The 11,086-nt window shown below is 71.3% G+C and carries 12 protein-coding genes; 6 read left to right on the top strand and 6 right to left on the bottom strand.

Features of this window, described 5'->3' with window-relative positions:
- Positions 1–390: helix-turn-helix domain-containing protein (locus tag ACZ7HQ_RS00250; protein WP_470982683.1), on the top strand; the 390-nt coding region annotated here is incomplete at its 5' end.
- 30 nt (positions 391–420) lie between these two features.
- Here ACZ7HQ_RS00250 and ACZ7HQ_RS00245 read toward each other — a convergent pair.
- Positions 421–1,008, bottom strand: coding sequence for a LuxR C-terminal-related transcriptional regulator (locus ACZ7HQ_RS00245; RefSeq protein WP_470982681.1), 588 nt, complete (start codon positions 1,006–1,008; stop codon positions 421–423).
- Between the two features lie 8 nt (positions 1,009–1,016).
- Between ACZ7HQ_RS00245 and ACZ7HQ_RS00240 the strand changes: the two genes are divergently transcribed.
- Positions 1,017–1,556, top strand: coding sequence for a response regulator transcription factor (locus ACZ7HQ_RS00240; protein WP_470982679.1), 540 nt, complete (start codon positions 1,017–1,019; stop codon positions 1,554–1,556).
- 82 nt (positions 1,557–1,638) lie between these two features.
- Positions 1,639–2,427 carry a phosphatase gene (locus ACZ7HQ_RS00235; RefSeq protein WP_470982676.1) on the top strand — a complete coding sequence of 263 codons (789 nt, stop codon included), beginning with the start codon at positions 1,639–1,641 and terminating at the stop codon, positions 2,425–2,427.
- A 64-nt stretch (positions 2,428–2,491) separates the two neighbouring features.
- Here ACZ7HQ_RS00235 and ACZ7HQ_RS00230 read toward each other — a convergent pair whose 3' ends face one another.
- From ACZ7HQ_RS00230 to ACZ7HQ_RS00210, 5 genes are all read right to left on the bottom strand, one after another.
- Positions 2,492–2,815 (bottom strand): hypothetical protein, encoded by a 324-nt coding sequence (locus ACZ7HQ_RS00230; RefSeq protein WP_470982674.1) that lies wholly within the window; start codon positions 2,813–2,815, stop codon positions 2,492–2,494.
- Positions 2,816–3,124: 309 nt separating this feature from the next.
- On the bottom strand, positions 3,125–3,991 hold the full coding sequence (gene tesB / locus ACZ7HQ_RS00225; RefSeq protein WP_470982672.1) for an acyl-CoA thioesterase II: 867 nt from the start codon (positions 3,989–3,991) through the stop codon (positions 3,125–3,127).
- A gap of 35 nt (positions 3,992–4,026) precedes the next feature.
- Entirely contained in the window at positions 4,027–5,184 is a 1,158-nt protein-coding gene (locus tag ACZ7HQ_RS00220; RefSeq protein WP_470985119.1) for an acyl-CoA dehydrogenase family protein, read from the bottom strand.
- A 100-nt stretch (positions 5,185–5,284) separates the two neighbouring features.
- Entirely contained in the window at positions 5,285–5,860 is a 576-nt protein-coding gene (locus tag ACZ7HQ_RS00215) for a Uma2 family endonuclease (protein WP_470982669.1), read from the bottom strand.
- 22 nt (positions 5,861–5,882) lie between these two features.
- Positions 5,883–6,482, bottom strand: coding sequence for an SACE_7040 family transcriptional regulator (locus tag ACZ7HQ_RS00210; protein ID WP_470982667.1), 600 nt, complete (start codon positions 6,480–6,482; stop codon positions 5,883–5,885).
- Positions 6,483–6,589: 107 nt separating this feature from the next.
- Between ACZ7HQ_RS00210 and ACZ7HQ_RS00205 the strand changes: the two genes are divergently transcribed.
- From ACZ7HQ_RS00205 to ACZ7HQ_RS00195, 3 genes are read left to right on the top strand one after another with little or no spacing between them, the layout of a single operon-like run.
- Positions 6,590–8,206, top strand: coding sequence for a carboxyl transferase domain-containing protein (locus tag ACZ7HQ_RS00205; RefSeq protein ID WP_470982664.1), 1,617 nt, complete (start codon positions 6,590–6,592; stop codon positions 8,204–8,206).
- An 11-nt stretch (positions 8,207–8,217) separates the two neighbouring features.
- Positions 8,218–10,143: an acetyl/propionyl/methylcrotonyl-CoA carboxylase subunit alpha gene (locus tag ACZ7HQ_RS00200; protein ID WP_470982662.1), complete on the top strand. Its 1,926-nt coding sequence runs from the start codon at positions 8,218–8,220 to the stop codon at positions 10,141–10,143.
- Positions 10,144–10,160: 17 nt separating this feature from the next.
- The gene (locus ACZ7HQ_RS00195) at positions 10,161–11,084 is read left to right on the top strand and encodes a hydroxymethylglutaryl-CoA lyase (RefSeq protein ID WP_470982660.1); all 924 of its coding nucleotides are present in this window, start codon (positions 10,161–10,163) and stop codon (positions 11,082–11,084) included.
- Positions 11,085–11,086: the final 2 nt, after the last annotated feature.

The raw sequence follows: 11,086 nt of genomic DNA, 5'->3' as shown, positions 1-11,086 counted from the left end.
TGGACGCGGGGGGGGGGCGGCGTCGGAGGGCTAGGGGGCGGCACCCCCGGCTCCCCCCACCCGCCCCCCCCCCTCGCGCCCCCCCCCCCGACCCGCACCCCGCTGGTCCGGCACGGCGCCCGGCCGGGCCTCGATGACCTGGTGCCGCGGGCGGACGCCGAGGCACACGCCCTGGCCGTGCTCGCCCCGCTCGCCGGACGGCCCGAACTCGCCGAGACCCTGCGCAACTGGCTTTCTTTGCACGGCAGTTGGGATCGTACGGCGGTGGCGCTTGACGTGCACCGCAACACCGTGCGGCAGCGGATCGCCCGCTGCGCCGTCCTGTTGGACGCCGACCTGGACGACCCGGACGTACGCATGGAGCTGTGGTTCGCGCTACGGCACGGCTGACCGGCGGGCGAGCCCCGTACCGGCGCGCACTCACCTCGGCATGCCGCGCTCGGCCAGGCCGCTCTCGTAGGCGATGATGACCAGCTGCGCGCGGTCCCGGGCGTGGAGTTTGGCCAGGAGGCTGCCGACATGGGTCTTCACCGTCGGCATGCTGATGACGAGGCGTTCGGAGATCTCCGCGTTGGACAGCCCGTTGGCGATCAGCACCAGGACCTCCTGTTCCCGCTTGGTGAGCCCGACGAGCCGTGGCGCCGGCCGGGCCGTCTCGCTGCGGCGGGAGAAGTTCGCGATGAGACGCCGGGTGACCGTGGGGGCCAGCACCCCCTCGCCGGTGGCGATGACACGGATGCCGTTGACCAGGTCGGACGGTGAGGCGTCCTTCAGCATGAAGCCGCTGGCGCCGGCCTGGAGCGCCGGGTAGACGTACTCGTCCATGTCGAACATGGTCAGGGCGAGCACACGGACGCCGGACAGCGCCGCGTCCGAGCTGATCTCCCGGATCGCCGCGATGCCGTCCACGACCGGCATGCGCAGGTCCATCAGGACGACGGTTCCGGCTGGTCGGCACGGCGTCCGACGAGTCCGACGGCCTGCGATGTCTGGAAGACGGGACGTCACGGCCGGACGTGGTGATCCTCGGGGAGCCGCCGTCCACGAGGGCCGTCTGCAGGAACGTCACGGAGATTGTTTCCCGGTACGGCCAGGAGACCGCGCGGCCCCGCGTCGTCGTGGTGTCGCAGAAGGACTACGACGACGTCATCGTCGTCTCCGCGCTGCGCCTCGGGGTGAACGGCCATCTCGCACGGATCACGTCGCCGGAGGAACTGCTGGAGTCACTGCACATCGTGGCGCGCGGGGGTGCCGCCTTCAGGCCGTCGATAGCGGCCCGGTTCAGCAGCTACTTCGCCGACGTGCAACGACTTCCGGAACCCACGGAGCTGTCCCGGCTGACCAGCCGGGAGACGGAGATACTGGAACTGCTCGCGGTCGGCATGACCAACCGGCAGATCGCCCGCAGACTCTTCCTGGCGGAGAAGACCGTACGCAACTACGTGTCGCGCATCTTCACGAAACTGGAGGTGCACGACCGGGCCACTGCCGTGCTGCGGGCCCGCGACGCGGGTCTCGGCGGGCGGCCGGGCACCCTGCTCCCGCAGGGTGCCTGACGGGCCGGCCCGGCGCGTGACCCCCGTCCCAGCGGGCGATATGCCGAGGACGCCCGCGGCGCGCTGCCCCACAATGGGAGGCATGCCGATATCCGGGACACCCAGCCGCGCCCAGCTCGTCGACCACCTGGTGAGGACCCGTATCGCGGGGGACGTCGCCACGCCCCGCGAGAACAACCTCTCCCACTACCGCCAGCTGGCCAACGGTGTCCGGGGCTTCTGGTTCGGCCTGGAGCTGGGCGACCGCTGGACGGACGAGCAGGACGTGCTCGCGGTGATGGCCGAGCGGGTGGGTGTCAGCGACGACCCCGAGTACCGGTACGGGCAGGACACCATCGACCCCGAGCTGACCGTGGGCGCCCTGGACCGGATGGCGGCGCGGCTGCGCAAGGCGGCCGCGGGCAGGCAGCGGGTGCTGTTCGCGACCGGACACCCGGGCGGCCTGCTGGACGTGCACCGGGCCACGGCCGCCGCGTTGCGCGCCGCCGGCTGCGAGATCGTGGTCATCCCGGACGGGCTGCAGACGGAGGAGGGGTACGTCATGCAGTTCGCGGACGTGGCCGTGCTGGAGCACGGGGCGACGCTGTGGCACACCCACTCCGGGGAGCCGATGCGGGCCGTTCTCACGGGACTTGAGCGCGCGGGCCGCCCGCTGCCGGACCTGGTGGTCGCCGACCACGGCTGGGCCGGGTACGCCGGGCAGCACGGCCTGGACTCGGTCGGGTACGCCGACTGCAACGATCCGGCGCTCTTCCTCGCCGAGTCCGAGGGCACCCTCCAGGTCGTCGTACCGCTGGACGACCATGTGGTCAGCCCGCGTTACTACGACCCCCTGACGGCGTATCTGCTCGCCGAGGCCGGACTGGTGTGACAACGGGGCGCGGTGTACGGCCCCCGGTGCGGGGCCCGCACACCGTGTTCAGGATGCGGTCCGGTCAGTAACCTCCGTGGCCGCCGCCTCCGTGGTCACCGCCGCCGTGGTCACCGCCGCCGTGGTCACCGCCGCCGTGGTCGCCGCCGCCATGGTCACCGTGATCGCCGTGATCGCCGTGGTCACCATGGTCGCCGTAGTCGTCGTCGTTGCCCCAGTCGTCGTGGTGACTGCCGTGGTCGGAGTCGTCGCAGTTCCGGCTGTAGGAGCTGTGGTCCTGGTGGTCCGCCGCGGAGGCGGTGCCCGCCGCGCCGATCGCGGCACCGCCGGCCAGCAGCAGACCGGAGGCGGACAACGCGACAAGACGCCGCGTGCGTGTTGCTCGCATGGGAATTACCTTCCATCGTCGCTCGCGGCTCCCTGAGGGAACGTCACGAGACGGACGGCCACCGCCGCGCGGGAAGAGGAATGCGGCGCGGCCTTCGGATGTCACCGCTGAACCGTGGCGGCACGTTCATCCGGTCGACGCCTGCGGCCCGCCGGTACGCGCATTCACGCACCTCGGGTGCCGCGGCTGAGGTCAGAGGAGTCCCGGGGACCTCGTCGGCCGCGTGTGCCGTGCACTGCGGCTTTCACTCAGTGAGCCTAGTCCCGCACCCGTAACTTGGCACCTCAGGAAACCAAATCCGTCCCGGGCTCAGCGCGGGACCCGGACCACGCCCTCCTGGATGACCGTGATGGCGAGCCGGCCGTCCTGGGTGTATATGCGGGCCTGACCGAGACCGCGGCCGCCGTGCGCGGACGGCGACTCCTGGTCGTACAGCAGCCACTCGTCGGCGCGGAAGGGCCGGTGGAACCACATCGCGTGGTCCAGGGAGGCGCCCACGACGTCCCCCACGGCCCAGCCGCCGCGGCCGTGCGCGAGCAGCACGGAGTCGAGGAGGGTCATGTCGGAGACATAGGTGGCGAGGACGACGTGCAGCAGGGGGTCGTCGTCCAGCTTGCCGTTGGTGCGGAACCACACCTGGCTGTGCGGCTCGCGCGGCTCGCCGAACTGCCCGTACGGCGGCTCGTCCACGTACCTGAGGTCGATCGCCTCGCGGGCCTCCAGGAACTTCTCGACGACCTCGGGGGCGAGGTGGTCGTAGCCGCGCAGCCGCTCCTGCGAGGTGGGCAGGGTCGCAGGGTCGGGCGAGGCGGGCATGGGCGCCTGGTGTTCGAGGCCCTCCTCGTACGTCTGGAAGGACGCCGAGAGATGGAAGATCGGCTTGCCGTGCTGGACGGCGACCACACGGCGGGTGGTGAAGGAGCGGCCGTCGCGGATGCGGTCCACCGTGTAGACGATGGGCGCGCCGGGGTCGCCGGGGCGCAGGAAGTACGCGTGCAGGGAGTGGGCGGGCCGGTCCGCGGGGACCGTCCGGCCCGCGGCGACCAGCGCCTGCGCCGCGACCTGCCCGCCGAAGACCCGGGGGACGACGGCGGAGCGGGACCGGCCGCGGAATATGTCCTCCTCGATCTGCTCGAGGTCGAGCAGATCGAGGAGCTCCTGGAGTGCCTGGCTCATGGAATTAGTTGTACCGGCCAGTGATTGCGGGGACCTTACAGACCCATGTCCTTGGCGATGATCGACTTCATGATCTCGCTGGTGCCGCCGTAGATGCGGTTGACGCGGTTGTCCGCGTACAGGCGGGCGATCGGGTACTCGTTCATGTAGCCGTAGCCGCCGTGCAGTTGCAGGCAGCGGTCGATCACGCGGTGGGCGACCTCGGTGCAGAACAGCTTGGCGCTGGCGGCCTCGGCGGGGGTCAGCTCACCGGCGTCCAGGGCCTCGGTCGCGCGGTCGGCGACGGCCTCGGCCGCGTCCACCTCGGCCTGGCAGGCGGCCAGCTCGAACTTGGTGTTCTGGAAGTGGGCGACCGGCTTGCCGAAGACGGTGCGCTCCTGCACGTACTGCTTGGCGAACCGGACGGCGGCCTTGGCCTGCGCGTAGGCGCCGAAGGCGATGCCCCAGCGCTCGGAGGCCAGGTTGTGGCCGAGGTAGTAGAAGCCCTTGTTCTCCTCGCCGAGCAGGTCCTCGACCGGGACCTTGACGTCGACGAACGCCAGCTCGGCGGTGTCAGAGGTGCGCAGGCCCAGCTTGTCCAGCTTGCGGCCGACGGAGTAGCCCTCGGACTTGGTGTCCACCGCGAACAGGGAGATGCCGTGGCGGCGGTCCTCGGCGGTCGGCGCGGCGGTGCGGGCGCACACGATCACCTTGTCGGCGTGGACGCCGCCGGTGATGAAGGTCTTGGCGCCGTTGAGGACGTAGTGGGTGCCGTCCTCGCTCAGCCTGGCGGTGGACTTCATGCCCGCGAGGTCGGAGCCGGTGCCGGGCTCCGTCATCGCGATGGCCCACATCTCCTCGCCGCTGACGAACTTCGGCAGGTAGCGCTTCTTCTGCTCGTCGGTGGCGAGCATCTTGATGTACGGCAGGGCGAGCAGCACGTGCACGCCGGAGCCGCCGAACTGGACGCCGGCGCGGGCGGTCTCCTCGTAGAGGACGGCCTCGAACTTGTGGCTGTCCAGGCCGGCGCCACCGAACTCCTCCGGGACGTTGATACCGAAGATGCCCAGCTCACCGAGCTTGTAGTAGAAGTCGCGCGGCGCCTGGCCGGCAGCGAACCACTCGTCGTAGACCGGGACGACCTCGGCCTCGATGAAGGCGCGCAGGGTCTCCCGGAACGCCTCGTGATCCTCGTTGAACACCGTACGGCGCACGGCCACCTCCACGTACCTCGGCATGTCTAAGCGCTTGCTCAGAACCGAAGATACCGATGAGTACGGTCGGGCGTCCAGGGTGAGCTTGACCACGCGAGGGTCAGTTACCGGCCTTGCCGTACCGGCGGAACTCCGAGGTGTCGATCGTCCAGGGGCCGAACGGCACCGCATCGCCGGAGATGTACGGCTCCTTACGGGTGTAGCGGCCGTTGCACGGCTCCGAGTGGACCTCGATCGTGCCGGTGCGCGGGTCGACGATCATGTAGTGGCCGATGCCCATGGCCGGATAGTCGTCGAGCTTTTCGACGTAGTCGTTGTTCGGGTGGGACGGCGAGACGATCTCGACGGCTGCCAGCACCTGGGTGGCGTCCACGGCGATACCTTCTTCGTCCAGCACCTCCAGCGGGATGACGACCGCGTCGGGCAGACGCATACGGCCGAGCGCCGGGTGCTCGATCTCAGGGCCGGTCGCACAGACGTAGCCCGGATGAGTTGCGGGCACCTGCCGGTTGAGCTGCTCACGGATGCGGTGCAGCGTGCCCTCGTGCCGCTTCGACGGGCACGTCATGGCCAGTACCGGACCGGACGGCCCGATCTCCACGCTCCAGGTCCCCTCGAGCCGCTCGGCGTAAGCACCCAGCTCCTCGGCGATCGCCCGCATCTTCGCGTAGTCCATGTCCCGATGATAGTGACCCGCGTCACCCCTCCCCCGCCGCCGCGAACGCCCCCCGCGCCATCCGGTGCAGCAGCGCCGCCGTTGCCCCGCGTCCCGGCAGGGTGCCCGCACGGCCCAGGTGGGGCGTGGAGTTCAGCAGGCCGAAGACCGAGTGGACGGCCGAGCGGGCCGACGGCTCGGACAGCGCGGGGTAGACCTCGCGGACCACCTCCACCCACAGCTCGACGTACTGCCGCTGCAGCTGGCGGACCAGCTTGCGGTCGCTGTCGCGCAGGCGGTCCAGCTCGCGGTCGTGCAGGGTGATCAGGGGACGGTCGTCCAGGGCGAAGTCGATGTGGCCCTCGATGAGGGAGTCGAGGACCACGGAGGCGGCGGTCCTGCCGTCCGCCTCCGCCAGGCGCCGCTTGGCCCCGGTCAGCAGCTGGCCGCTGATGCCCACCAGCAGCTCGGCGAGCATCGCGTCCTTGCCCGGGAAATGGCGGTAGAGGCCGGGGCCGCTGATGCCGACCGCGGCGCCTATCTCGTCGACGCCGACGCCGTGGAAACCGCGCTCGGCGAAGAGCCGGGCGGCTTCCTTGAGGATCTGCTCGCGGCGGGTGGGGGCGTCGGTTCTGGTGACCATGCAGGCAATTCTAGACAGCGAGGTTAGCGGTCGTTAACCTGGAGGAAATGGTTAACGCTCATTAACAGCGGATCACGGGTTCGATCACCGGGTGAGGGGACCGCAGGATGCAGGAGGCACCGGAGCTCCGGAGCGCGGCAGATCCCGCGTCGGAGGCCTGGCGGGCCAACGAACAGGCGCATCTCGCGCTCGTCGAGGAGCTGCGCGGCAAGCTGGCCGCGGCGGCCCTCGGCGGCGGCGAGAAGGCGCGGGCCCGGCACACCGCGCGTGGCAAGCTGCTGCCGCGGGACAGGGTGGACACGCTGCTCGACCCCGGGTCGCCGTTCCTGGAGCTGGCGCCCCTCGCGGCCGACGGGATGTACGACGGCCAGGCCCCGGCGGCCGGGGTGATCGCCGGGATCGGACGGGTCAGCGGCCGCGCGTGCGTGATCGTCGCCAATGACGCCACGGTCAAGGGCGGCACGTACTACCCGATGACCGTGAAGAAGCACCTGCGCGCCCAGGAGGTGGCCCTCGACAACCGGCTGCCGTGCGTCTACCTCGTGGACTCCGGCGGCGCCTTCCTGCCGATGCAGGACGAGGTCTTCCCCGACCGGGACCACTTCGGCCGGATCTTCTACAACCAGGCCCGGATGTCCGGCGCGGGGATCCCGCAGATCGCGGCCGTCCTCGGCTCGTGCACGGCGGGCGGCGCGTACGTCCCGGCGATGAGCGACGAGGCGGTGATCGTCCGGAACCAGGGGACGATCTTCCTCGGCGGCCCGCCGCTCGTGAAGGCGGCCACCGGTGAGGTCGTCACGGCGGAGGAGCTGGGCGGCGGCGAGGTGCACTCCCGGGTCTCCGGTGTCACCGACCACCTCGCCGAGGACGACGCGCACGCCCTCAGGATCGTCCGGAACATCGTCGCCACGCTCCCGGCCCGGCAGTCCCCGCCCTGGGAGGTCACGGCGGCCGTGGAGCCCAAGGTCGACCCGTACGGGCTGTACGGCGCCGTCCCGGTCGACCCCCGCACCCCCTACGACGTACGCGAGATCATCGCGCGCGTGGTCGACGGCTCCCGGTTCGCCGAGTTCAAGGCCGAGTTCGGGCAGACCCTGGTCACCGGCTTCGCGCGCATCCACGGCCACCCGGTCGGCATCGTCGCCAACAACGGCATCCTGTTCTCCGAGTCCGCCCAGAAGGGCGCCCACTTCATCGAGCTGTGCGACCAGCGCGGCATCCCGCTGGTGTTCCTGCAGAACATCTCCGGCTTCATGGTCGGCAAGGACTACGAGGCGGGCGGCATCGCCAAGCACGGCGCCAAGATGGTGACGGCCGTCGCGTGCACGCGCGTGCCGAAGCTGACGGTCGTCGTCGGCGGGTCGTACGGCGCGGGCAACTACTCGATGTGCGGCCGGGCCTACTCGCCGCGCTTCCTGTGGATGTGGCCGGGCGCCAAGATCTCCGTCATGGGCGGCGAGCAGGCCGCGTCGGTGCTGGCGACCGTCAAGCGGGACCAGCTGGAGGCCCGCGGCGAGGAGTGGCCCGCCGAGGACGAGGAGTCCTTCAAGGCACCGATCCGCGCGCAGTACGAACGCCAGGGCAACGCCTACTACGCCACGGCCCGCCTCTGGGACGACGGTGTGATCGACCCGCTCGAGACCCGTCAGGTGCTCGGACTCGCCCTGACGGCCTGCGCCAACGCGCCCCTGGGAGACCCCCAGTTCGGCGTCTTCCGGATGTGAGGAGGGGAACCGTGTTCGACACAGTGCTGGTCGCCAACCGGGGCGAGATCGCCGTGCGCGTCATCCGTACGCTCCGCTCGCTGGGCGTGCGCTCGGTGGCGGTCTTCTCCGACGCCGACGCCGACGCGCGGCACGTCCGGGAGGCCGACACGGCGGTACGGATCGGGCCGGCGCGGGCCGCCGAGAGCTATCTGTCGGTGGAGCGGCTGCTGGAGGCCGCCGCCCGCACGGGTGCGCAGGCCGTCCACCCCGGCTACGGCTTCCTCGCCGAGAACGCCGCCTTCGCGCGGGCGTGCGAGGAGGCGGGGCTGGTGTTCATCGGCCCGTCGGCGGACGCGATCGCGCTCATGGGCGACAAGATCCGCGCCAAGGAGACGGTGCGGGCGGCCGGGGTGCCGGTGGTCCCCGGCGGACGTGATCCCGAACTCGCCGAGGCAGCCCGGGAGTTGGGCGCACCCGTACTGCTCAAGCCGTCCGCCGGGGGTGGCGGCAAGGGCATGCGGCTGATCCGTGACATGTCGGTCCTGGAGGAGGAGATCGCCGCCGCCCGCCGCGAGGCCCGTGCCTCCTTCGGCGACGACACGCTGCTGGTGGAGCGGTGGATCGACCGGCCCCGGCACATCGAGATCCAGGTGCTCGCCGACGGCCACGGCAACGTCGTCCATCTCGGCGAGCGCGAGTGCTCCCTCCAGCGGCGGCACCAGAAGATCATCGAGGAGGCGCCCTCCGTCCTGCTGGACGAGCGGACCCGCGCGGCGATGGGCGAGGCGGCCGTGCAGGCGGCACGCTCGTGCGGGTACCGGGGCGCGGGCACGGTGGAGTTCATCGTGCCGGGCCGGGACCCGTCGTCGTACTACTTCATGGAGATGAACACCCGCCTGCAGGTGGAGCATCCGGTCACCGAGCTCGTCACCGGCCTGGACCTGGTGGAGTGGCAGCTCAGGGTGGCGGCCGGGGAGAAGCTGGGCTTCACTCAGGAGGACGTGAAGCTGACCGGCCACGCGGTCGAGGCACGCATCTGCGCCGAGGACCCCGCGCGCGGCTTCCTGCCCTCCGGCGGCACCGTGCTGCTCCTGAAGGAGCCGCAGGGCGACGGCATCCGCACCGACTCCGGGCTCAGCGAGGGCACCGAGGTGGGCAGCCTGTACGACCCGATGCTGTCCAAGGTGATCGCGTACGGCCCGGACCGGGAGACGGCGCTGCGCAGGCTCCGGGCGGCGCTCGCGGAGACGGTGACGCTGGGCGTGCAGACCAATGCCGGGTTCCTGCGCCGGCTGCTGGCCCATCCGGCCGTCGTGGCCGGCGAGTTGGACACCGGACTGGTCGAGCGGGTGGTGGACGAACTGGTCCCCGCCGACGTACCGGAGGAGGTGTACGAGGCGGCGGCCGCCGTACGCCTGGAGGCGTTGCAGCCCCGCTCGGAGGGCTGGACGGACCCGTTCTCGGTGCCGAGCGGCTGGCGCATGGGCGGCACCCCGAAGCCGCCCGCCTTCCACCTCAGGGTGCAGGAACCGGTGACGTACACCCCCCGGGGCAGCCACACGGTCACCGGCGCCACGGTCTCCGTCGCGCTCGACGGCGTCCGGCACACCTTCCAGCGCGCCGGTGACTGGATCGGCGGCGACGGCGACGCCTGGCAGGTGCGCGACCACGACCCGGTCGCCGCGTCCCTCACCCGGTCCGGGCACGCGGGCGCGGACTCGCTGACGGCGCCCATGCCCGGCACGGTGACCGTGGTCAAGGTGGCCGTCGGCGACGAGGTGGCCGCCGGTCAGAGCCTGCTGGTGGTCGAGGCGATGAAGATGGAGCACGTCATCTCCGCCCCGCACGCCGGCACGGTCGCCGAGCTGGAGGTCACCCCGGGCACGACGGTCGCCATGGACCAGGTGCTCGCCGTGATCGCACCGCACGCCGAGGAAGGGGAGGTGGCGGAGTGACCGCCCACGGTCTGCCCATGGTGGTACCGGCCACCGAGCTGCCCGCACGGGTGCGGATCCACGAGGTCGGCGCGCGCGACGGTCTGCAGAACGAGAAGCGGACCGTACCGGCCGAGATCAAGGCGGAGTTCATCCGCCGCCTCGCCGACGCGGGCCTGACGACCATCGAGGCGACGAGCTTCGTGCACCCCAGGTGGGTGCCCCAGCTGGCCGACGCCGAGCAGCTGTTCCGGATGGTCAGCGACCTGCCGGGGGTGGCGTTGCCCGTGCTGGTCCCCAACCAGCGCGGCCTGGACCGGGCGCTGGCGCTCGGCGCCGACCGGGTCGCCGTCTTCGCCAGCGCCACCGAGTCCTTCGCGAAGGCCAACCTCAACCGCACACTGGACGAGTCGCTGGCGGTGTTCGACCCGGTGGTGCGGCAGGCGAAGGACGCCGGGGTGCACGTACGCGGCTATGTGTCGATGTGCTTCGGCGACCCCTGGGAGGGCGCGGTCCCCCTGCACCAGGTGGTCCGTGTGTGCAGGGCCCTGCGCGACATGGGCTGCGACGAACTGAGCCTCGGCGACACGATCGGCGTGGCCACCCCGGGCCATGTGCTCGAACTGCTCAACCTGCTCAACGAGCAGGGCGTGCCGACCAACGTGATCGGCGTGCACTTCCACGACACCTACGGCCAGGCGCTCGCCAACACCTACGCGGCCCTGGAACACGGTGTGACGACGATCGACGCGTCCGCCGGAGGCCTCGGCGGCTGCCCCTACGCCAAGTCCGCCACCGGCAACCTCGCCACCGAGGACCTCGTGTGGATGCTGCACGGCCTCGGCATCGAGACCGGGGTCGATCTCGGCCGTCTGACCGCCACCAGCGTGTGGATGGCCGCCCACCTGGACCGGCCCAGCCCGTCCCGTACCGTCCGCGCTCTCTCCCACAAGGACCAGTGATC

It is taken from the genome of Streptomyces sp. NPDC037290, from assembly GCF_055603245.1.
Note: the sequence above shows the minus strand (reverse complement) of the source record. Positions and strands in the feature narration are given on the sequence as shown.